Consider the following 22477-nt stretch of genomic DNA (forward strand, 5'->3'; position numbering starts at 1 on the left):
GGGTGGGTCGGCCTCGCGGAGGTCGGGGTCGGTCGACGGGGCTCAGGACATGAGGTTGCGCATGGCGGCGGTCGCGCCGAGCAGGTAACGCTCGACGACGGCGCGGTCACGGTCGTCGAGCGAGGCGTCGAGGTCGGCGAGCGCCTCGAACATCGGGCGCATGCGGGCGAGCACCTCGGCGCGTCCGCTGTCGGTGATGACCACCTCGGTGCGCCGGCCGTCGCCCGGGTGCGAGCGACGCTCGGCGTGCCCCCGCGAGACGAGCCGGTCGACGACGCCCGACGAGGCCGCCGAGGTGACACCGAGCAGGCGTCCGATCTCGACGGGTCCGAGCGGTCCGCGCATGAGGTGGCGCAGCGAGTGCAGCTCCGTGGTCGACAGGCCGGCCTGGCGCGCGACGACCGCCGGCACCGTCTCGGACACCTCGACGAGCTCCTGGAGCGCAGCGAGGGTCGCGGTCGTGCGCCACTGAGGCACCCCGGGGACGAGCCCGAGCTCGGGGATGCCGGAGCGGACGGCGTCTCCCGTCGCGCGTGCGGACGCGTGCGGGGTGCCGTCGTCAGGGCCGTGGTCGCCGGGGGGTGCGTCTGTTGCGGATCGACGCTTCGTGCTAATGTCACTCACCAACTTAGTAATCATCTGAGTAACTGAGTTACTCATCCTAACCCGGAGGTCTCTCGTGCGGGGTCTGACCGACACCATCGTGCGGCGGTGGTGGGCCATCGCCATCGTCATTCTCGCGCTCGCCGGCGCCATGGGCGTCACGAGCGCCCTCGGCGAGGCGACGCGCACCGCTGCATCCACCGACCAGCTGCCCGTCGACTCCGACAGCGCGAAGGCAGCCCAGCTGCGCGAGCGCCTCCCGGAGGCGAAGGGATCCACCGCCGTCGTGCTCTTCACCCGCGAAGGCGGCCGGCTGAGCACCGCCGACGTGGCAGCCATCGAGACGCGGGCCCGTGAGCTGCCGGGCGGCGGGCGCATCCCGCTCCAGCGCAGCGACGACGGCAGCGCCGCCCTCGCCGTCGTGCCCGTCGCCGCCGAGAGCGCGACGGACACCTCCAAGGCCGTGGCCGACATCCGCAGCACCGCCAAGCAGGGCCTGCCCGACGGGGTCACGGCCCAGGTCACCGGCCCCGCAGCGGTCCAGGCGGACCTCGCGAAGGTCTTCGACGGCGCCAACACGCGACTGCTCATCGCGACCGCCTCGGTCGTCGCGCTGCTGCTCGTGATCACCTACCGCAGCCCCGTGCTCTGGCTCGTGCCGCTCGTCGTCGTCGGTGTGGCCGACCGCCTCTCGGCCGTCGTCGCAACCCACGTGCTCTCCGCCTTCGGCCTCGTCTGGGACGAGTCGACGATCGGCATCCTCTCCGTCCTCGTCTTCGGCGCCGGCACCGACTACGCCCTCCTCCTCATCTCGCGCTACCGCGACGAGCTGCGCCGCCAGGACGACCGGCGTGAGGCCATGTCCCTCGCCCTGCGGCGTACGGCAGAGGCCGTGCTCTCCAGTGCCGTCACCGTCGTCGTCGGCCTGCTGACGCTGGCCCTCTCGCTGTTCCCCGCGACCCGCGGCCTCGGTGTCGCCTGCGCCGTCGGCGTCGTCGTCGCCGCCGCCTTCGTGCTCGTGGTCCTTCCAGCCGCCCTCGTCTGCTTCGGCCGCTGGGTCTTCTGGCCGAAGGTCCCCCACGTCGGTGAGGACGCCCTCGCCGACGGCCACTCCTTCTGGCGGCGCGTCGGCGACCGGGTCGCGGCGCACCCGAAGCGCGTCATCGGCGTGACGCTCGTGATCCTCGCGGCGATGGCCGCCGGGCTCTTCGCGGTCGACACCGGGCTCAAGCAGTCCGACCAGTTCCTGCAGAAGCCCGAGGCCATCGCGGCCGGCGAGCGCCTCGCCCAGTCCTTCCCCGCCGGCAGCGCCGACCCTGCGGTCATCGTGACCACGGGCGACGCCGAGCGGGTGCGCACCGCGGCCGCCGGGGTCGAGGGGGTCGCGAGCGCCCGCGTCGTCAACACCGGCAGCGGCGTGACCGAGGTCGACGCCGTCATCTCGGCGGCACCCGGCACCGAGGAGGCCACCCAGGCCGTGCGCGCCCTCCGCGCCGCGGTCGCGCCCATCGCGCAGACGCACGTCGGCGGCACCGAGGCGGTGGCCCTCGACCAGGCCGAGGCGTCCTCGCGCGACCGGTTCGTCATCCTCCCGCTGGTGCTGGGCCTCGTCCTGCTGGCCCTGGGACTGCTCCTCCGCTCGGTCGTCGCGCCCATCGTCCTCGTGACGACCGTCGTCGCGACCTACCTGGCGAGCGTCGGTGCCTCGTGGTGGATCTTCACCAAGGTCTTCGACTTCTCGGCCCTCGACGACAGTGCGCCGCTCTTCGCGTTCGTCTTCCTGGTGGCGCTCGGCGTCGACTACAACATCTTCCTCGTCACCCGCGCCCGGGAGGAGTCGCGCACGCACGGCTCACGCGCCGGCATGCTGCGCGGCCTGGCTGCCACCGGTGGCGTCATCACGAGCGCCGGCATCCTGCTCGCGGCCGTCTTCGCAGTGCTCGGCGTGCTGCCGCTCGTGGTGCTGGCACAGATCGGCGTCATCATCTGCATCGGCGTCCTGCTCGACACCCTCGTGGTGCGCACCCTGCTCGTGCCGGCGATCGGCATCGTGCTCGGCGACCGGTTCTGGTGGCCGCGGCGGCCGCACCCCGTCGGCCCTGGCACGGCGCAGACGGGCGCCCCGGGCCCGGGGTCCGAGGCGTCGGACAGCGGCTTGGACAGGACCTCCAACCGGGCGGCGACCCGCGCGTAGGAGCAGCACGTCGACGGGGGCAGGCCGGGTTCGAACCCCCGGAGTCAACCCTCTACAAACTCTTGACAAACACTCGGCAAAGATCTTCAATCTCGGTGTCGGAAAGTTCGTGCCGACGTCTCGAGATCCGTCGACGAACCGTCCGGCGCTCCAACTGAAACGCCTGTCGACCCCCTTGTCCGCACTTCCTGAAATCCCCTCGGACGGACACCTCGCGGAGACCTGCTGACCCCCCAGGCGGGCCTCCGGCGTCTCGGCCGATCCCCCTCCCCAACCGGCCGAGGCGGGTGGGGCCGCGCGTCGGACTCCCTTCCGGCGCGCGGCCTCCTTCCTCCCAGCCGGGCTCCACGCTCGCACCGAGCGCGCGACTCCCACCGACAGACCGGTGTCGGTGGGAGTCGTTGCTGTGACCCGGGGGTGGACGGCTTCGGCTAGCCGGGCTGCCCCGGCTGCACGGGCCCGATCCGGAAGGGCCGCATCATCTCGTTGTCCTCGTGCTCGAGGATGTGGCAGTGCCAGACGAACTGGCCGGGCCGTTCGAAGTGCGCACGCAGGCGCGTCACCTGTCCGGGATACGAGGTCACCGTGTCCTTGACACCCGACTCCCACGGCTCGGGCCCCGTCGGCTCACCGACGACCACCATCGGCTGTACGACCTCCTCGCCCGCGAGGAGCAGCGGCTGCCGTTCGACGACCTCGAAAGCCACCTGGTGCAGGTGGATGGGGTGCGCGTCGGCCGTCGTGTTGTGGATCTCCCACACCTCCGTGTCGCCCACGCCAGGGTCCTCGGTCACCGGGTGCATCCACTCGTGCTCCATCGCCATCCCGTCGTGCACCACGCCCAGGGCGCCCTCGATGGGGCCCTCGACCTTGGCCCCGGTGGCATCCGCACCGACGTCGGCCAGCTCGATGAGCGCCAGCTTGCGCGACCGCTGCTCGGCGGGCAGCGCGGCCACCGCGGGCAGCTGCAGGTCCTCACCCGGGGTAGACAGGTCGGCGCTCGTGGCCGGCCCCACCCGGAACTCCATGACGAGCCCCGTGCTCTCGGGGTCGGCGACGTCGAAGTCGCCGGGCTCGTCCGGGAGGCTCGGCTCACCGCCACCGAAGGGCTCGTCCGGGCCGACGTTGCGCAGGACGTACCTGCCCGCCGGCACCCCGGTGAAGTCGACGATGAGGTCGGCGCGCTCGGCCAGACCCATGAGCAGGCGGTTCGCGTGGCCCGACGTCAGGTCGACCGGCAGGGCCAGGAAGCCGCCCTCGTTGCCGATCATCCACACCTTGATGCCCGGGATCTTCTGGAAGTCGAGGATCAGGAAGCGCGACTGGCAGCCGTTGAGGACCCGGAACCGGTAGCGCCGCTTCTCGACGTCCAGGTAGGGCCACGTGCGGCCGTTGACCATGAGCGCGTTGCCGAAGAACTCCGGGTTCCAGAACGGCGAGAACGTGCCCTTCGGGATGTACGGGCGCACGATGCCGTCGAAGAAGACGCGTGAGTCAGGGTAGAAGAGCGATCCGTCGGCGTTGAACGCCCGGTCCTGGATGGCGATCGGGATCTCGTAGTAGCGCTTCGTCGTCGGGAACCCGTCGGCCTTGCTCGGGGCCGGGCCGGGCAGCACCGCAGTCCTCCCCGTCCTGGCGTCGCGCACCGCTCCGTCGCCGTCCGGCCCACCGCGGATGAGGTAGAACCCCGCGCCGCCGGCATACACGTTGACCCGCGTCATCCCGAGGGTGTGGTCGTGGAACCACTTCGTCGACGCGCGGTCGGGGTTCGGGTACTGGAAGACGGAGTAGCCGGGACCCCACGTGGCGCCATAGCCGGCCTTCGCCTTGCCCGCGAAGAAGTCGTACCAGGTGCCTCTCGCGGCGTACCCGCTGGGAAGGTTGGTCGCGGCCGGCAGGAACCACGCCTCCGGGTAGCCGTCGCTCTCGTCACCGACGCCGACGGCCCCGTGCAGGTGCACCACCATCGGCACCGGTCCGGTGTACGGGCCCGGCGTCCGCTTGAAGACCGGTCGCGAGTCCCGGCCGGCCGTCCCGCCCGGCGGGTTCGCCCAGTGCAGGGTGGGGTCGACCGTGAGCAGGTGCGGCAGGTAGCGGCCCTGGCCGTCGACGAGCTCGTTGACCCACTTCACCCGCACCGGCCGACCGTGCTCCGCCTCGATCGTCGGGCAGGGCGCGTGGTGCAGCAGCACTCCCTGCTTGCTGTCCGACGACAGCGCGCCGTAGCCCCACACAGTCGTCGCGGGAAGGCCCGCGGGAAGGATCTGCTGCCTGAACTGCCGCAGCGAGATCTCGTAGTAGTCGACGGGCGGGCCCGAGGCCTGCTTGATGGTCCCCGCTCGCGCCATCACCGGTGGGATGACGAGCGGGGTGGTGAACTTCGGGATGGTGGCCGGGTCCAGGGTCCCCCCGGGCACCTGGGCCACGGCCACCTTCTCGCCTCCCGGCAGGTACGCGTACAGCGCGAACCCGATTCCTGCACCCCCGACTGCCTTGACGAACGTGCGCCTCGACACGCCCGCATCTGCCCCTCTGCGACCTCCCATGGCGAACTCTCCCCGCACTCAGCCACCCCGCCCCGGAGTCCCCCGGGGTGAACCAGTGGACCCCTCCAGAATGGGCGGGGACACCTCTCGCCGCTGGGCTTTCCTGTGCTTCCGCCATGAGCGGTGTTACGTGGAAACGCTTGCGCCCCAGTGCGTCCCGGTTCGTCCGAGCGTGATCTCGCTCACGCCGGCGGCGTCCGTCAGGAGTTCGTCATGCGCCCGTCATGAATCCGTCATCCACGCCACTCCTCACGGAGCAGCGCCCACGTGTTGTCGTCGAGCCACGTGCCGTCCTTGCCCAGCGACGTCGCGACGCTCGTCGACTCGAGCCGCATGCCGATGCGGTGCAGCACGCGGTTGGACGCGATGTTGTCGGCATACGCTTCGGCGGTGATCCGTCGCAGCCCCAGGTCGCGGAAGCCGATGGCGAGCAGCGCGGCAGCCGCCTCGGCGGCGAGGCCGCGGCCGTGCACGTCGGGGTGCAGCGCGTAGCCGATGGTGCGCTCCCACTCGTCGGTGACCGGGCCGATGCTGTGGCTCGGCTCGAGCCGGAGCATCACGTCGCCGACGACCCGGCCCGTCCGCGGATCCGCGACGGCGAGGCCGAGCAGTGGGTTCCCGGCGCCCGGGAGCCTCCGGGCGATGCGGTCGGCGATACGGGCCGTGACCTGCTCACGGTCGAGCACGCCGTGGCTCAGGTGCACCACGACCTCGGGCAGACCGCGGTAGGCCAGGACCGCGTCGACGTCGTCGGGCGTGAGCGGGCGCAGGACGAGGCGGTCGGTGCGCCGCGGCCAGGTCAGCGCGGACAGGTCGGGGCGGGGCACTATCGCCAACCGGCCTCGTCGACGCCGCCGGGCACGTCGGCCGCCGGGTCGTACGGGGTGCGCGTGAAGCGGAACGAGGCGAGGTCGAGGTGCGAGGGCGTGCCGTCGCCCGCCCGGACGACACGCAACGGCTCGCCGGTGTAGTAACCGTCGAGACCGACCCACTCGTCGGTGCCCGCCGGGGCGAACCTCGAGCCGCGCCCCTGCCCCGGCTCCCCGAGGACCAGGTGCTCCCCCACTGCCTTCGCGACCGACACCGACGGCCCCCAGTGCCACGTGCCAACGAGCTCGAGCACACCCCGGTCGCCCGCGGCGTGCCACGGCTGGGGTGTCAGCGGTTCGCGCTCGGCGAGCGCAGCGAGCAGGTCGGGACCGATGGTGCCCATGCCGGACGTCGAGTTGGCCATCACGACGACGCCGTCACCCGACTCGACCGCGACGCGCAGTCCGGCGAGGAAGCCGGGCATCGAGCCGCCGTGACCGGCATACCGGGTGCCCTCGAGGTTCCAGACCTGCCAGCCGAGCCCGTGGGCGACCGTCCACGGCAGGCCGGGGTTGTCGGCGACGGTGTGCGGCTCGTACATCTCGTCGAGCGTGCCCTTCGAGAGCACCTCGCCCGTGTCACCGCCTGCGAAGGCGGCCCACCGCGAGAGGTCCTGGACGGTCGTCCACAGCTGGCCGGCCGGAGCCATCGCGCCGGCGTCGTGCTCGGGCTCGGGCAGCAGGACGTCGGCGAAGGGGTGGACCGCGAGACCCTGCGCAGCCTTGCCCGTCGGCCGGGTCGTGGTGCGCGTCATCCCCAACGGTGCGAGCAGGTCGCGCCGGATGACGTCGAACCAGTCCGCACCGTTGGCCCGGGCCACGACCTCGCCGAGCGCCGCGAAGCCGACGTTGGTGTAGTGGAAGCGTCGACCGGCCCGGAAGCGTTGCGCCACAAGCGAACCTACGAGCTCGTCCCAGTCGCCGCCCGGCGTGCGCTCCCACCACGGGCCGTTCGTCTCGGCCTGGACGCCACCGCCGTGCGAGAGCAGCTGGGCGATCGTCGCGCGGCCGAGCTGTGAGCCGGGCACGTGGTCGTCGAGGTGGTCGGTGAGGTCGAGACGTCCCTGGTCGCGCAGCCGCATGACCGCGACGGCCACGAAGGTCTTGGTGATCGACCCCATGCGGTACTGCGTGTCGGTGTCGGCGGCCTCGCCGCCCTTCCTCCCGTCGAGGGTGCCCACCGCGTCGGACCACACGAGGCCGCCGCCCCGCACGAGGCCGGCCGCGACGGAGGGCAGCCGGTTCGATCGCTGCTCCGTGGCGAGGAGGTGGTGCAGGTGCCGCGAGGTGGACGGGTCGAGGGCCGGCGCGGGGTCGGCGGTGGGGGCCGGCTCGACGGCGCTGTCGGGGCTGGTGCTCACCCGCTCCACCCTAGGCCGGGCTCTCTGGCGTGGCGCAGAGCACCCCGGCAGGATGGGACGGCGGCCCCACGGCCGCGACCGATCCGTTATCTTGACATCAAGATTTATTCGGATCCTCTTCTCGGATCTCGGCACGACCCGCAACCCGAACGGAGCACCAGCGTTGGACTCGACAATCATCTACACGCACACGGACGAGGCGCCCGCCCTGGCCACGGCCTCGCTGCTGCCGATCGTCTCGGCCTTCGCCAAGCAGGCCGGCGTCGACGTCGAGACGCGCGACATCTCGCTCTCGGGCCGCATCATCGCCGGCTTCCCCGAAGCCCTGAAGCCGGAGCAGCGCATCGGCGACGCCCTGGCCGAGCTCGGTGAGCTCGCGAAGACGCCCGAGGCGAACATCATCAAGCTGCCCAACATCTCGGCCTCGATCCCGCAGCTCAAGGCCGCGGTCGCCGAGCTGCAGGCCGCCGGCTACGACCTGCCCGACTACCCCGACAACCCGACCACCGACGCCGAGAAGGCGGCCCGGGCGGCATACGACAAGGTCAAGGGGTCGGCGGTCAACCCCGTTCTGCGCGAAGGCAACTCCGACCGCCGCGCTCCCGCGTCGGTCAAGAGCTACGCGCGCAAGCACCCGCACTCGATGGGCGCCTGGACCGCCGACTCGAAGACCAACGTCGCCACCATGGGCGAGCACGACTTCCGCCACAACGAGAAGTCCGTCGTCATCACGAACGACGACACGCTCCGCGTCGAGCTCGTCGGCGCCGACGGGCAGACGACCGTGCTCAAGGAGTCGATCCCGGTCCTCGCGGGCGAGGTCGTCGACGCCACCTTCATGGACGTCGCGAAGCTGCGCGAGTTCCTCTCCGAGCAGGTCGCCCGCGCCAAGGCCGAGGACGTGCTCTTCTCGGTGCACCTCAAGGCCACGATGATGAAGGTCTCCGACCCGATCATCTTCGGCCACGTCGTGCGCGCCTTCTTCCCCGAGGTCTTCCAGGCGTATGCCGCCGAGCTGGCCTCGGTCGGAGCCTCCCCCAACGACGGCCTCGGCGCCGTCCTCAAGGCCGTCGAGGGCCTGCCCGCCGACCAGCGCGCCGAGGTCGAAGCCGCGGTGAAGAAGGGCTTCGAGGAGGGCCCGGCCATCGCGATGGTCGACTCCGACAAGGGCATCACCAACCTGCACGTGCCGAGCGACGTCATCGTCGACGCGTCGATGCCCGCGATGATCCGCACCTCGGGCCACATGTGGAACGCCGAGGGCAGCGAGGCCGACACGCTCGCCGTGCTGCCCGACAGCTCGTACGCCGGCATCTACCAGGTCGTCATCGACGACTGCCGCGCCAACGGCGCCTACGACCCGGCCACGATGGGCTCGGTGCCGAACGTCGGCCTCATGGCGCAGGCCGCCGAGGAGTACGGCAGCCACGACAAGACGTTCGAGATCCCCGCCGACGGCACCGTGCGCATCGTCGACGGCTCGGGCAACGCGCTCATCGAACACGCCGTCTCGGCCGGCGACATCTGGCGCGCCTGCCAGACCAAGGACGTGCCGATCCGCGACTGGGTCAAGCTCGCCGTCACCCGCGCCCGCGCCACGGGCTCCCCAGCCGTGTTCTGGCTCGACGCCGACCGTGCGCACGACGCCAACCTCATCGGCAAGGTCGAGGAGTACCTGAAGGAGCACGACACCGAGGGGCTCGACATCCAGATCCTCAAGCCGACCGACGCGATCGCCTTCTCCCTGGGCCGCATCCGCAAGGGGGAGGACACCATCTCGGTCACCGGCAACGTGCTGCGCGACTACCTCACCGACCTCTTCCCGATCCTCGAGCTCGGCACCTCGGCCAAGATGCTCTCGGTCGTTCCACTCATCAACGGCGGTGGCCTCTTCGAGACCGGCGCGGGCGGCTCGGCCCCGAAGCACGTGCAGCAGCTCGTCAAGGAGAACTACCTCCGCTGGGACAGCCTCGGCGAGTTCCTCGCTCTCGCAGTCTCGTTCGAGCACCTCGCCGGTGTCACGGGCAACGCCCGGGCCAAGGTCCTCGGCGAGGCCCTCGACCGCGCGACGGGCACCCTGCTCGACGAGAACAAGGGACCGGCCCGCAAGGTCGGGCAGATCGACAACCGGGGCAGCCACGTGTGGCTCGCCCTCTACTGGGCCCAGGAGCTCGCGAAGCAGACCGACGACGCCGCGCTCGCCGAGACGTTCGCGCCGGTCGCCCAGACCCTGTCGGACAACATCGAGACGATCTCCCAGGAGCTCGTCGACGCGCAGGGCCACTCCGTCGACATCGGTGGCTACTACCGCCCCGACGCCGACAAGGTCGCCACGGTGATGCGCCCGTCGAAGACGTTCAACTCGATCATCGACTCGCTCGCCTGAGCCACCTCCCGCTTGGCAGAGTGCCCACTCGGCTCACCCAGCCGAGTGGGCACTCTGCTGTCTGGACGCCCAGCGGAGATGGGGCCACGCGACGCGCTGGAGGCGTGGTGGCGACTACGCGTCCGGGTCGCGCAGGGCGTCGCTCGCCTCGGCGATGATCGCCTGCATCGCGGCGGACGCGGCGGCGCCGTCGCCCGACTGGACGGCCTCCGCGACGTCACCGTGGAGGCGCACCGCGACGGGGTTCGGCGTGCTCGGCATGAGGTCGTGGTGCGTGCGGCCGGCGAGCACCTCGCCGACGACGTCACCGAGCGCGGCGAGCATCTCGTTGCCCGATGCCGCGAGCAACGTCGCGTGGAACAGCTGGTCGGCCCGCAGGTACGCCTCGAGGTCCCCGGACTTCGCGTGCACCGCCATCTGCACCACCGCCCCGACCATCGCCCCGCACTGCTCCGGGCTCGCGTGCGCCGCCGCCAGCTCGGCCGCCACCGGCTCGATCCCGCGCCGCAGGTCACCCAGCGACAGCAGCTGCTCCTCACGCCCCGGGCCGTCCAGACGCCACCGGATCACCCGCGGGTCGAACACGTTCCACGACGAGCTCGGCAGCACGCGTACGCCCAGGCGCTTGCGCGCCTCGACCAGACCCATCGAGTCGAGCACCCGCACCGCCTCACGCACGACCGACCGGGACACGCCGTGGCGCTCGTCGAGCTGGTCGATGCGCAGCACCGTCCCGGCCGGCAGGTCACCCGAGACGATCTCGCGTCCGAGCGTGTCGAGGACGCTCGCGTGGAGCGCGGGGCGGGGGGCGTCGGGCACGGCCACAGCCTCCCACACGACCGCCGTGCTGCGACCGTTGCCGCATTAAAGATGCTTTGTTTGCCCACATGACTTGATAAGACGCCCTTCTTGCTGCACTCTGGCTCCTGCGACTCGACGATGAGAGCGATCGAGCCGGACGAAGGAGTCACGGACCATGTCGCAGCAGACGACATCGAAACCCCAGCACCACCCCCCGCCCCTGGTCGTCGTCATGGGCGTCTCGGGCTCTGGCAAGACCACGGTCGGCGCGGCCCTGGCCCAGCGCCTGCGCGTCCCCTTCGCGGACGCCGACGACTTCCACCCGCAGGCCAACATCGACAAGATGTCCGCCGGCATCCCCCTCACCGACGACGACCGCGGCCCCTGGCTCGCGATCATCGGAGAGTGGCTCGCCGCGCACGCCGATACCGGCGGCGTCGTCAGCTGCTCTGCCCTGCGACGCGCCTACCGCGACGTCCTCACGGCCGCTGCACCGCAGGCGTACTTCATCCACCTGCACGGCACGCCACAGGTCATCGCTGCCCGCGTCGCAGGCCGCCCCGGCCACTTCATGCCCGCGGCCCTCGTCGAGTCGCAGTTCGCGACCCTCGAGCCGCTCGAGCACGACGAGCGCGGCTCGGTGCTCGACGTCGACCAGGCGGTCGACGAGCTCGTGACGCAGTCGGTCGGCCTCGTGCAGCCCGGCCCCGCCACCGATCCGTCGAACCCCACCCCCACCTCCACCCCCACCTCCACGCCCAGCGCCGGCGGCGACGCCGACAACCCGGAAGAGACCCGCAGATGACGACCGACCTCCTGTCCCTCCTGCCCCTGTCGGCGGTCGCCGCCGACACCCCTCCTGACATCCCGGCGGGGCGGCTCGTCCCCGCAGCGCTGCTCGGCATCGCCGTGCTCGTCGTGCTCATCGTGCGCTTCAAGCTGCACCCGTTCCTCGCCCTGACGCTCGGGTCGCTCACCGTCGGCGGGGTGGCGGGCGTCTCGATGTCCGACGTGCTCGACAGCTACACCAAGGGCTTCGGCAGCACCGCAGCCGGCGTCGGCATCCTCATCGCGCTGGGCGCGATGTTCGGCAAGCTGCTCGCCGACTCGGGCGGCGCCGACGAGATCGTCGACACCATCATCGGGCGCAGCTCCGCCCGCAGCCTGCCGTGGGCGATGGCTGGCGTCGGCGCGATCATCGGCCTGCCGATGTTCTTCGAGATCGGCCTCGTGCTGCTCATGCCGGTGATCTTCCTCGTGGCCCGCCGCTCGGGCCTGTCGCTCGTGCGCGTCGGCATCCCGGCCCTCGCCGGCCTCTCGGCCATGCACGGCCTCGTGCCCCCGCACCCGGGCCCCCTCGTGGCCATCGACGCCCTCAAGGCCGACCTCGGCGTCACCCTGGGCCTCGGCATCCTCGTGGCGATCCCCACCATCGCCGTCGCCGGTCCGTGGTTCGCCCGCATCGCCGGCCGCTGGGTCGACGTGCCCGCCCCCGAGCTGTTCGAGTCGCGCGACACCGAGAACGGCCCGCGGCCCTCGTTCGGCGTCACGATGCTCACCGTCCTCACGCCCGTGGTCCTCATGATGGGCAAGGCCCTGGCCGACATCCTCGCGCCCAAGGACACGCCCGTCCGCGTCGTGCTCGACTTCCTCGGCACGCCGCTCATCGCGCTGCTCATCGCCGTGATCCTCGCGATGTTCACCCTCGGCCGCGGCGCCGGCATGGGCATCAAGCAGGTCGGCACGTCGCTCGAGTCCTCGCTCGGCCCGATCGCCGGGATCATCCTCATCGTCGCGGCCGGCGGCGGCTTCAAGCAGACCCTCGTCGACACCGGCATCGGCCAGCTCGTCGCCGACTGGATCGCCCAGAGCGGCCTGTCGGTCCTGCTGCTCGCCTGGCTCGTGGCCGTCTTCATCCGCCTCGCCACCGGCTCGGCCACCGTCGCCACCGTCACGGCCTCCGGCATCCTCGCGCCGCTGGCAGCCAACATGTCGACCACCGAGGTCTCGCTCATGGTGCTCGCGATCGGCGCCGGCTCGGTGTTCTTCTCGCACGTCAACGACGCCGGCTTCTGGCTGGTCAAGGAGTACTTCGGCCTCAAGGTCGGCCAGACCATCAAGACCTGGTCGGTGATGGAGACGATCCTGTCGGTGACCGGCCTCGTCCTGGTCATGCTCCTCGACCTGGTCGTCTAGCTGAAGTCGACGTGGGAAGGGCCGGTTCTCGCCACGAGAACCGGCCCTTGACACGTGGGCGAAGCGGCTAGTGGATGCGGACGCCGCTGATGGCGCGGGCGATGACGATGCGCTGGATCTCGCTGGTGCCCTCGAAGATCGTGTAGATCTTCGCGTCGCGCGACCACCGCTCGACGGGGTGGTCGGTGACGTAGCCGGCGCCCCCGAGGATCTGCACCGCCTTGTCGGTGACCGCGACCGCCACCTCGCCGGCCTTGAGCTTGCTCATCGAGCCCTCGGCCGCCGTGAACGGCTGGTTGGTGCGGCCCATCCACGACGCCCGCCACACGAGCAGCCGCGCGGCGTCGATCTCGGTGCGCATGTCGGCGAGGGCGAACGCGATCGCCTGGTTCTCGATGATGGGGCGTCCGAACGCGACGCGCTCCTTGGCGTAGTCGAGGGCGTACTCGTATGCCGCCCGGGCGATCCCGATCGCCTGCGCCCCCACCGTGGGCCGTGAGATCTCGAAGGTGCGCATCGCCGCCTGACCACTGGACGACCCGCCCTCGCGCGCCCGGGCGAGACGCTCGTCGAGCTTCTCCTTGCCGCCGAGCAGGCACGAGCCCGGCACGCGCACGTCGTCGAGGAAGACGTCGGCGGTGTGCGAGGCACGCAGCCCCAGCTTGCGCAGCTTCTTGGCGCCCACGAGCCCGGCAGTGCCCGGCGGCACCACGAACGCCGCCTGCCCTCGGGAGCCGAGCTCGGGGTCGACCACCGCGGTGACGACGTGGACGCCCGCGATGCCGCCGTTGGTGATGTAGGCCTTCTGCCCGTTGATCACCCACTCGTCGGTCGCCTCGTCGTAGCGGGCTCGGGTGCGCATGGCGCCGACGTCGGAGCCGGCCTGCGGCTCGGTCGTGGCGAAGGCGGCGAGCTTCGGGTCGTCGGCGTCGCCGTAGCACTGGGGCAGCCACTCGACCATCTGGTCGGGGGTGCCCGAGCCGTAGATGGCGGCCACCGCGAGGGTGGTGCCGAAGATCGACATGCCGATGCCGGCGTCACCCCAGAAGAGCTCCTCGTTGGCGAGGTTGATCGAGATGCCGGTGGGGTCGGACCAGCACTGGGCGAGGAACTCGAAGCCGTAGAGGCCGTTCTTCGCGGCCTCCTTGATGACCGGCCAGGGCGTCTCCTCGCGGGCGTCCCACTCCGCGGCGGCCGGGCGCACGACGTCGGCGGCGAAGCCGTGCACCCAGTCGCGGATCTCGGTCTGGTCGTCGTCCAGGGCGAGGGAGAACTCGGCCACGACCGGCGCCTCAGGCCTTGGGGATGTCGAAGAAGTTCGCGATGTTGGCGGCGAGACCGAGGTCGCCCTTCGCCTTGATCTTGCCGGTCATGAACATCATCACCGGGTTGCCGCTCTTGGTGATGACCTTGGTGAAGTCGACGGGCGACATCGCGAGCGAGAGGGTGGAGTCGCCGTCGTGACCGGGCAGCGTGGTGCAGGTGCCGTCGGCGAAGCGCACGGTCCACTCGTCGGCGCCGCCGTCGGGGCGGCCGGCGATGCTCCAGTGCGTGGTGGCCGTCGTCGTGCCTGCGCGGTCGGCGCGGAAGAGCTCGGGCATGCGCGAGAAGATCGCCGCGACGATCGGCTCGCGGTTGGCGCTCTCCATCACCTGCTTGACGTCCTTGTCGGACATCTCCTTGACGATGCGGATGAAGTCACCCGGCTCGACGGCGGCGAGCTCGTCGGCGCTGGCGGTGGTGAAGTCGATGTCGGGCATGGGTGGACCTCCGGTGCAGAACGGCGTTGTTACCGCGAGTAGGTTACCCGACGGTCTCGTTGTCGAGGAACCACCCGACGACCATGCCGTCAGGCCGGCCGGGCTCGATGTAGTGCTCCCACGAGAAGCCCTGGGTGAACCAGTCCTCGGGCATCTGGAGCATGCCCTGGGCGTCGGACTGGCTGGCGTGGGCCTTGAGCGCCGAGCGCTTGACCTCGAGGAACTCCCCGACGTCGCAGGCCCAGTGCAGCTCCTCCTCGAGGCTGCCGAGCGGGTTGCCGTCGTCCATCGGCGCGCGGGGGTCCCAGTCGCCGACGTCCTGCCCGGCCGCGAGCGCGGCCTCGTGCGAGCGGATCATCGCCGTGCGGTTCATCGAGCTCTCGAGGTAGCGCGGCGTGCCGGCGATCTCGGCCGCCCGCTTGGTGACGGCGTGCACCTTGACGTGGTCGGGGTGGCCGTAGCCACCGTGCCAGTCGTAGCCGACGACGACGTCGGCGTCCTCCTCGCGAAGGATCCCCGCGAGCCTCTGGGCTGCCTGCTCGGTGTCGGCGCGGGTGAAGCTCAGCTCGTGGTCGTTCTGGGCCCACCCGGTCATGCCGGAGTCGGCGTAGTCGAGCCACGCGACCCGGTGGGTGCCGATGACCTCGTTGGACGCGGCCGCCTCGGCGCGGCGTCGGTGGACGACCGTCTCGCCCTCGGCGAGGTCGTCGGGTGCGTCGCCGTGGTCGCCGTTCGTCGCGACGACGAGGACGACCCGGTGCCCCTCGCTGACGGCGCGGGCCATCGACCCGGCCGTCTGCGACGCCTCGTCGTCGGGATGGGCATGGACGAAGACCACGGTTGCCATGCCGTCAGCCTCTCACCGCCCGCCGACGGTCAGAGCGGCAGCCGGTAGACGAGGAAGCCGTCGCGCACGGCGACCTCGTCGTAGAGCCGTCGCGCGGTCGCGTTCGTCTCGTGGGTCTGCCAGTAGACGCGGCCGCAACCCTGTCCGCGCGCCCAGTCGGCGACGGACTCGATGAGCGCCCGCCCGACACCGCGACCGCGCGCCTCGGGAGCGGTGAAGAGGTCCTGCAGGTAGCAGACGTCCGGACCGGACGTGCTGGGGTGCACGAGGAAGTGGGTGAGGCCGACGACGACGCCGTCCACCACCGCTACGCGCGCGTGCATCCTTGCGCCGGAGACGAACTCACGCCACGCCCTGTCGTATGCCGCCTGGTCGAGCTCGCGCTCGTAGAAGGCGATGTACGCGCGGAACAGCTCCTCCCACCGCTGCCGGTCGTCGCCCTCGAGGGCTCGGATGGTGGTCACGACGTGACCGTAGCTCGAGGCCCGGGGGGACCGGGAGGGCCACTCGGCGGCATACGCAATGGGCCAATCCCCAATCCCCCGCGATCGAGAGAACGCCCCGTCCCACGGGGGACGGAGCGTTCTCTCGATCGCGAAGGCCGTGCGTCAGGACTTCTTGGTGGCGGCCTTGCGGGTCGTCGCCTTTTTCGTCGTCGCCTTCGCCGTCGCCTTCTTCGTCGTCGTCTTCTTCGCCGTCTTCTTCACGGCACGCTTGCGGGTGGTCGGGCCCTTGGCCCGCTTCTCGGCGAGCAGCTCGAACCCGCGCTCGGGCGTGATCGACGCGGGGTCGTCGTCCTTGCGCAGCGTCGCGTTCGTCTCGCCGTCGGTGACGTACGGGCCGAAGCGGCCGTCCTTGACGACGACCGGCTTGCCGCTGACGGGGTCGGCGCCGAGCTCCTTGAGCGGCGGGGCGGCCGCGGCGCGGCCACGCTGCTTGGGCTGGGCGTAGATCGCCAGCGCCTCCTCGAGCGTGATGTCGAAGAGCTGCTGCTCGGTGGTCAGCGACCGCGAGTCGGTGCCCCTCTTGAGGTAGGGCCCGTAGCGGCCGTTCTGCGCGGTGATCTCGACACCCTCGGCGTCGGAGCCGACGACGCGCGGCAGCGACAGAAGCTTCAACGCGTCGTCGATCGTGAGCGTCGAGAGCTCCATGTCCTTGAAGAGCGACGCCGTGCGCGGCTTGGCCTTGGCCGCCTTGCGGCCCTTCGGCTTGTCGCCCCCGGGCGCCTCGTCGTCGATGACCTCGGTGACGTAGGGGCCGTAGCGGCCGGCCCGGGCGACGATGTCGCGGCCGGTCTCGGGGTCCTGGCCGAGCACCTTGCCGTCGTCGGCCGCGACCTCGAGCAGCTCGCGTGCCTTCTCGGGCGTCATCTCGTCGGGCGCGATGTCGTCGGTGATCGTCGCGCGCCGCGGGGTGCCCGACACGTCGGCGCCGTCGGCGACCTCGCCCGTCGAGAGGTCGACCCCGGCGGGCGCGACCTCCTCGACGTAGGGGCCGTAGCGGCCGACGCGCACGACCATGCCCTCGCCGATCGGGATCGTGCTGATCTCCTTGGCGTCGATCTCGCCGAGGTCGTCGACGAGGCTCTTGAGCCCGGCGCCGCTCGTCGCCTCCTCACCGAAGTAGAAGCGCTTGAGCCAGGCGACCCGGCCCTCGTCGCCGTTGGCGATGCGGTCGAGATCCTCCTCCATCGAGGCGGTGAACTCGTAGTCGACGAGACTGCCGAAGTGCTCCTCGAGCAGCCGCGTCACCGCGAAGGCGAGCCACGTCGGCACGAGCGCCTGCCCCTTGGTGAAGACGTAACCGCGGTCCTGGATGGTGCCGATCGTCGCGGCGTACGTGGACGGGCGGCCGATGCCGCGCTCCTCCATCGCCTTGACGAGGGTGGCCTCGGTGTAGCGCGCGGGCGGGCTCGTCTCGTGGCCGTCGGCCTCGGCACGCACGACCTCGAGCGGCACGCCGGCGCTCAGCTTGGGCAGGCGGCGCTCCTCGGCGGCGGCGTCGGCCTTCGCGGCGGCCTCGTCGTCGCGCCCCTCCTCGTAGGCGGCGAGGAAGCCCTTGAACGTGATGACCGTGCCGCTGGCGCTGAACTCGACGGTCTGTGCGCCCTCGACGGCGGTGTCGACGGCGAGCCGGACGGTGGCGGTCGAGCCGCGCGCGTCGGCCATCTGCGAGGCGACGGTGCGCTTCCAGATCAGCTCGTAGAGCGCGAACTCCTCGCCGCGCAGCTCGCCCGCGACCTGGGCCGGCGAGCGGAAGCGGTCACCGGCGGGGCGGATGGCCTCGTGCGCCTCCTGGGCGTTCTTGACCTTCTTCTCGTAGCGGCGCGGGCTGTCGGGCACGTACTCGGCGCCGTACATGTCGCGGGCCTGGCTGCGTGCCGCGGTGGTCGCGGCGTCCGACAGCGTCGTGCTGTCGGTACGCATGTAGGTGATGTAGCCGTTCTCGTAGAGCCGCTGCGCGACGCGCATCGCGTTCTTCGAGCTCAGCCGCAGCTTGCGCGAGGCCTCCTGCTGGAGCGTCGACGTGGTGAACGGCGCCGACGGGCGACGGGTGTACGGCTTCTCCTGGACGTCGGTGACGCGGGCGCGCTGCGGCAGGCAGGCCTCGGCGATGCGGGTCGCGAGCGCCTCGTCGAGGTGCACGACCCCCTTGCCCGTCAGGCTGCCGTCGTCGGCGAAGTCGCGACCGGTCGCGACGCGGGCGCCGTCGACCGCCGCGAGGCGAGCGGTGAACTGCTGGCTCGCGCCGTCGGGCGTGAAGTCACCCTCGACGTCCCAGTAGGAGGCGCGGACGAACGCCATGCGCTCGCGCTCGCGCTCGACGACCATGCGGGTCGCGACGGACTGGACGCGGCCGGCGGAAAGTCCCTGGCGGACCTTGCGCCACAGCACCGGGCTGACCTCGTAGCCGTAGAGGCGGTCGAGGATGCGGCGGGTCTCCTGGGCGTCGACCATCGCGGTGTCGATCTCACGGGTGTCGTTGACCGCCCGCTGGATCGCCTCGCGGGTGATCTCGTGGAAGACCATGCGCTTCACGGGAACTCGCGGCTTGAGCGCCTCGAGCAGGTGCCACGCGATGGCCTCGCCCTCGCGGTCCTCATCGGTGGCGAGGTAGAGCTCGCTGGAGTCCTTGAGGAGACGCTTGAGCTCGGCGACCTTCTTCTTCTTGTCGGGGTCGACGACGTAGTAGGGCTCGAAGCCGTTCTCGACGTCGACGGCGAACTTGCCGAACGGGCCCTTCTTCATGTCGGCGGGCAGCTCGGACGGGTTGGGCAGGTCACGGATGTGGCCCACCGAGGCCTCGACCTCGAACTCACCTCCGAGGTAACCGGCGATCGTCTTCGCCTTCGCGGGCGACTCGACGATGACGAGCTTGCGGCCCTTGCCAGCGGCCATGGTGCACCTTCTACTTCCCGCATCACACGTGCAGCGGATTCGTCGCTGCTCCTGCGTGGACGCGGACCGACCGTAACAGCCCGCGCCGGGAAGGTCGCCCAGACATCCGCAGCGCGGCCGGTGCGACGGGACCCACCCGAGGCCGTATGCCGCCCTTCCGCCCGGTGCCGGCCCGCCCCGTCCGACGCGTGCGCGGGGTCGCGCAAAGCCGGCCGGACGGCATACGTGCTGGGGAATGATGGCGGGCAGGGCCACGTTGGACGTGATAGTTTACTGTTCAACCAAACGCCGGAAGGACCCCTCATGACCACCGCCCCCGTCCTCTACCTGAGCCACGGCGCGCCGCCGCTCGCCGACGACGAGCGCTGGACGGCCCAGCTCGCCGAGTGGTCCTCCGACCTGGACAAGCCCGAGAGCGTGCTCATGGTCTCGGCCCACTGGGAGGACGCGCCCACGACGCTCGGCTCCACGACCGGCGCCCCCCTCACGTACGACTTCTGGGGGTTCCCGCAGAAGTACTACGAGGTCACCTACGACGCACCGGCCGCGCCCGGCCTCGCCGACGACGTGACAAAGCTGCTCACCTGGCCCGGTCACCAGGTCCACCGCGACGAGGCCCGCGGCCTCGACCACGGCGCCTACGTGCCCCTCAAGGAGATGTTTCCCGAGGCCGACGTGCCGGTGCTCCAGATGTCGATGCCGACGCTCGACCCGCGCGGTCTCTTCGAGATCGGCCGCCGCCTCGCGCCACTGCGCGAGCAGGGCACGATGATCGTCGGCTCGGGCTTCACCACCCACAACCTGCGCTGGTTCAACCCGCGCGCCGGCGCCGACGCGCTGCCGCCCCGGGCGAGCGCCGAGTTCGACCACTGGGCGCAGGAGGCCATGAAGGCCAAGGACGTCGACAGCCTGCTCGACTTCCTCGACAAGGCCCCGGCCGCGCACGAGGCGCACCCGCGCACCGAGCACTTCGCACCCCTCTTCGTCACGCTCGGGGCCGCGTACGAGTCCGGCGGACTCGACAACAAGAGCGTCATCGACGGCTTCTGGTTCGGCCTGTCCAAGCGCTCCTGGCAGTTCAGCTGAACGTCCTCCCGACGCGCGCACCCCCGGTCCGGCGCGACGGGAACCCGCCGATAACCCCACCCGTTCCTCAGGTGTGGGTACCCACACCTCGGCCGTGGCGTGGAACCTCCCCTGACTCCGCGCCACGGTCACTCTCGCGCCTGCGGATTCGGAGCTTCGCCACCGCGTTGGCACCAGCGTCGGCACCACGTCAGCAGGGCGGCGGAACCGGTCCGATCGGCATCCCGTCGCAGGCGCACGGCACGTAGAGTGGCCGTACGCCCGACGAGCGCGCCGCAGGCGTGTGTGGTGCACGCGAGCAGTGCACCTGCAGGACGTGCCCCGGCACGTCGCGACGGGTGGGGACTTCGGTCGCGTCGCCGACGCGGCCGCACTGAGGGAAGGACCCGTTGGAGATGACTGACCAGCCCGCCGCCCAGGCAGCCGCACCCGCCCAGGTGGCCCCGCTCGAGCCGCCGCCCGGCGAGGCGTTCATCCTCACCGCCCCGGCCCCCACGGCGCCCGTCGCCGCGACCTCGGCCCCGAAGATGGCACCGGCGGTGCCCGAGGCGGCCCTGCCCGGGCTCGACGCCAAGGTCGACACCTACCTCGACTCCCTCCTCAAGGCCGCCGCGAGGTCGCCCGAGTGGGAGCACAAGGCCGCGGACGTGCGCTCGATGGGCAACGACGAGGTCCGCTTTGCCGCCGAGTCGAGCAACCGGATGCTCCAGATGCCGGTCAAGGCGCTCAACGAGGGGGGCCTCTCCGGCAACTCGAAGGTCGGCAAGACCCTGCTGGACCTGCGCCGCACCGTCGAGGACCTCGACCCCGGCCAGGCCACGGGCGCGAAGAAGTTCCTCGGCATGATCCCGTTCGGCGACAAGGTCACCGACTACTTCCGCAAGTACCAGTCGGCGCAGAGCCACCTCAACGGCATCCTCCACTCGCTCCAGTCGGGCCAGGACGAGCTCGTCAAGGACAACGTCGCCCTCAACCTCGAGAAGAAGAACCTCTGGGAGTCGATGGGCCGGCTCAACCAGTACGTCTACGTCGCCGAGAAGCTCGACGCCAAGCTTGCGGCCCAGGTCGCGACTCTCGAGGCCGGCGACCCCGAGCGGGCCAAGGCGCTGCGCGAGGACGTCCTCTTCTACGTGCGCCAGAAGCACCAGGACCTGCTGACGCAGCTCGCGGTCTCGATCCAGAACTACCTGGCCATCGACATCATCATCAAGAACAACATCGAGCTCATCAAGGGCGTCGACCGCGCCACGACGACCACCGTTTCGGCCCTGCGCACCGCCGTCATCGTGGCCCAGGCGCTCAACAACCAGCAGCTCGTGCTCGACCAGATCACGGCCCTCAACACGACGACGTCCGGCATCATCGAGCGCACGTCCGAGGCTCTCAAGCAGAACTCGGCCCGCATCCAGGAGCAGTCGGCGAGCTCGACCCTGTCGATCGAGTCGCTGCAGAAGGCCTTCGCCAACATCTACGAGACGATGGACACCATCGACCAGTTCAAGGTGCGGGCCCTCGACAACATGGCCGCCACCATCGGCACGCTCGAGACCGAGGTCGCCAAGTCGCGCAGCTACCTCGACCGGGTCGCCAAGCAGGACGCCCGCCGCACCGAGAACTCCGCGCCCGGCCTGCTCGACCTCGGGTCGGGGCGGTGAGCCCACTGGGCTGAGAGGGGTCCGACGGCACACGAGAGACGGGTGGACGGCGCGTGACGCGCCGGTGAGGTGAGCAGGGTCGCCGACGAGCGGCCCGTGCTGCAGGATGTGCGGGGCCGACCAGCGGTCGGCCCCGCGGACACCAGAGGGGACAACGCAGTGGGAATCCGGTCGTGGTTCGGGTTGGGCGAGCCCGAGGCACCCGAGCCCGCGCGCCCGGGGCCGCCGACCACGGAGCAGCTGCTCGAGGCGCTCGCGCTGATCGAGCAGCAGGCCCGTGACGGCAAGGTGCCGGGCGTCGTGCTCTCCCGGCTGCTGCGCGTCACCCGCATCGTGCGCCAGGCCCTCCCCCGGCTCGACAACCTCGGTCTCGGCAGCAGCCAGGGCTTCAGCGTCATGGCGACGGTCACCGACTACCTGCCCGTCGCCATCGGCAACTACCTGCGGCTGCCGCGCGACTGGGCCGACACCCGCCCCATCGCTGCCGGCAAGAGCTCGGTGATGCTGCTCGTCGACCAGCTCGACCTGCTCGGCACGACGATGGACAAGGTCTACGACGCCGTGAACCGCGCCGACGCCGAGGCGATCATCATCCACGGGGCCTTCCTCGAGGAGAAGTTCGGCCACGCCTCGGCCGGCGGGGTGCTCGGCCTCGGGCCCGACCCCGTCCAGGTCGCGCCGCCACCCGCTCCCGGCACACCGTCGCCCGCTCCACTGGCGCCCCCCGAGTGAGGATGCACGACGCATGAGCAGTCACGAGCAGTCATGAGCAGTC

Annotated in this window: 17 protein-coding genes; 7 read left to right on the forward strand and 10 right to left on the reverse strand. The window is 71.1% G+C overall.

The window, feature by feature from the left end:
• Positions 1 to 42 precede the first annotated feature (42 nt).
• The gene (locus ACXR8F_RS15635; protein ID WP_458801824.1) at positions 43 to 624 is read right to left on the reverse strand and encodes a MarR family winged helix-turn-helix transcriptional regulator; all 582 of its coding nucleotides are present in this window, start codon (positions 622 to 624) and stop codon (positions 43 to 45) included.
• Between the two features lie 55 nt (positions 625 to 679).
• Here ACXR8F_RS15635 and ACXR8F_RS15640 point away from each other — a divergent pair, with 55 nt between their 5' ends.
• On the forward strand, positions 680 to 2797 hold the full coding sequence (locus tag ACXR8F_RS15640; RefSeq protein WP_458801826.1) for an MMPL family transporter: 2118 nt from the start codon (positions 680 to 682) through the stop codon (positions 2795 to 2797).
• A 431-nt stretch (positions 2798 to 3228) separates the two neighbouring features.
• Here the strand turns inward: ACXR8F_RS15640 and ACXR8F_RS15645 are convergent, their stop codons facing one another.
• The 3 genes from ACXR8F_RS15645 to ACXR8F_RS15655 all read right to left on the reverse strand — a co-directional run bounded on the left by ACXR8F_RS15645 (position 3229) and on the right by ACXR8F_RS15655 (position 7573).
• Entirely contained in the window at positions 3229 to 5313 is a 2085-nt protein-coding gene (locus tag ACXR8F_RS15645) for a multicopper oxidase family protein (protein WP_458801828.1), read from the reverse strand.
• 263 nt (positions 5314 to 5576) lie between these two features.
• Positions 5577 to 6170, reverse strand: coding sequence for a GNAT family N-acetyltransferase (locus ACXR8F_RS15650; RefSeq protein ID WP_458801866.1), 594 nt, complete (start codon positions 6168 to 6170; stop codon positions 5577 to 5579).
• The gene (locus ACXR8F_RS15655) at positions 6170 to 7573 is read right to left on the reverse strand and encodes a serine hydrolase domain-containing protein (protein WP_458801830.1); all 1404 of its coding nucleotides are present in this window, start codon (positions 7571 to 7573) and stop codon (positions 6170 to 6172) included. The genes ACXR8F_RS15650 and ACXR8F_RS15655 overlap by 1 nt, the downstream gene beginning before the upstream one ends.
• Positions 7574 to 7736: 163 nt before the next feature.
• Between ACXR8F_RS15655 and ACXR8F_RS15660 the strand changes: the two genes are divergently transcribed.
• Positions 7737 to 9959 carry an NADP-dependent isocitrate dehydrogenase gene (locus ACXR8F_RS15660; RefSeq protein ID WP_458801832.1) on the forward strand — a complete coding sequence of 741 codons (2223 nt, stop codon included), beginning with the start codon at positions 7737 to 7739 and terminating at the stop codon, positions 9957 to 9959.
• Positions 9960 to 10073: 114 nt separating this feature from the next.
• Here the strand turns inward: ACXR8F_RS15660 and ACXR8F_RS15665 are convergent, their stop codons facing one another.
• Positions 10074 to 10778, reverse strand: coding sequence for a FadR/GntR family transcriptional regulator (locus ACXR8F_RS15665; RefSeq protein ID WP_458801834.1), 705 nt, complete (start codon positions 10776 to 10778; stop codon positions 10074 to 10076).
• Positions 10779 to 10935: 157 nt separating this feature from the next.
• On the opposite strand from ACXR8F_RS15665, the gene ACXR8F_RS15670 reads away from it, so the two are divergent.
• Both ACXR8F_RS15670 and ACXR8F_RS15675 read left to right on the forward strand, forming a co-directional pair.
• Positions 10936 to 11565 carry a gluconokinase gene (locus ACXR8F_RS15670; protein WP_458801836.1) on the forward strand — a complete coding sequence of 210 codons (630 nt, stop codon included), beginning with the start codon at positions 10936 to 10938 and terminating at the stop codon, positions 11563 to 11565.
• The gene (locus ACXR8F_RS15675; RefSeq protein WP_045190606.1) at positions 11562 to 12956 is read left to right on the forward strand and encodes a GntP family permease; all 1395 of its coding nucleotides are present in this window, start codon (positions 11562 to 11564) and stop codon (positions 12954 to 12956) included. Before ACXR8F_RS15670 ends, ACXR8F_RS15675 begins: the two co-directional genes overlap by 4 nt.
• Positions 12957 to 13023: 67 nt before the next feature.
• Here the strand turns inward: ACXR8F_RS15675 and ACXR8F_RS15680 are convergent, their stop codons facing one another.
• The 5 genes from ACXR8F_RS15680 to topA all read right to left on the reverse strand — a co-directional run bounded on the left by ACXR8F_RS15680 (position 13024) and on the right by topA (position 18961).
• Positions 13024 to 14238, reverse strand: a complete 1215-nt coding sequence (locus ACXR8F_RS15680) for an acyl-CoA dehydrogenase family protein (RefSeq protein WP_458801838.1) — start codon at positions 14236 to 14238, stop codon at positions 13024 to 13026.
• A gap of 10 nt (positions 14239 to 14248) precedes the next feature.
• The gene (locus tag ACXR8F_RS15685) at positions 14249 to 14716 is read right to left on the reverse strand and encodes an SCP2 sterol-binding domain-containing protein (protein ID WP_458801840.1); all 468 of its coding nucleotides are present in this window, start codon (positions 14714 to 14716) and stop codon (positions 14249 to 14251) included.
• Positions 14717 to 14759: 43 nt separating this feature from the next.
• Entirely contained in the window at positions 14760 to 15563 is an 804-nt protein-coding gene (locus ACXR8F_RS15690; RefSeq protein WP_045190610.1) for a PIG-L deacetylase family protein, read from the reverse strand.
• Positions 15564 to 15592: 29 nt separating this feature from the next.
• The gene (locus ACXR8F_RS15695) at positions 15593 to 16027 is read right to left on the reverse strand and encodes a GNAT family N-acetyltransferase (protein ID WP_458801843.1); all 435 of its coding nucleotides are present in this window, start codon (positions 16025 to 16027) and stop codon (positions 15593 to 15595) included.
• A gap of 144 nt (positions 16028 to 16171) precedes the next feature.
• A complete protein-coding gene (topA, locus tag ACXR8F_RS15700; protein WP_458801845.1) occupies positions 16172 to 18961 on the reverse strand; it encodes a type I DNA topoisomerase in 2790 nt (929 codons plus the stop codon).
• A gap of 303 nt (positions 18962 to 19264) precedes the next feature.
• Here topA and ACXR8F_RS15705 point away from each other — a divergent pair, with 303 nt between their 5' ends.
• The 3 genes from ACXR8F_RS15705 to ACXR8F_RS15715 all read left to right on the forward strand — a co-directional run bounded on the left by ACXR8F_RS15705 (position 19265) and on the right by ACXR8F_RS15715 (position 22434).
• Positions 19265 to 20047 carry a dioxygenase family protein gene (locus ACXR8F_RS15705; protein WP_458801847.1) on the forward strand — a complete coding sequence of 261 codons (783 nt, stop codon included), beginning with the start codon at positions 19265 to 19267 and terminating at the stop codon, positions 20045 to 20047.
• A 395-nt stretch (positions 20048 to 20442) separates the two neighbouring features.
• Positions 20443 to 21702 (forward strand): toxic anion resistance protein, encoded by a 1260-nt coding sequence (locus tag ACXR8F_RS15710; RefSeq protein ID WP_045190615.1) that lies wholly within the window; start codon positions 20443 to 20445, stop codon positions 21700 to 21702.
• Between the two features lie 159 nt (positions 21703 to 21861).
• Positions 21862 to 22434, forward strand: coding sequence for a hypothetical protein (locus ACXR8F_RS15715; RefSeq protein ID WP_045190617.1), 573 nt, complete (start codon positions 21862 to 21864; stop codon positions 22432 to 22434).
• Positions 22435 to 22477: the final 43 nt, after the last annotated feature.

This window comes from Terrabacter sp. AAH1 (assembly GCF_054456855.1).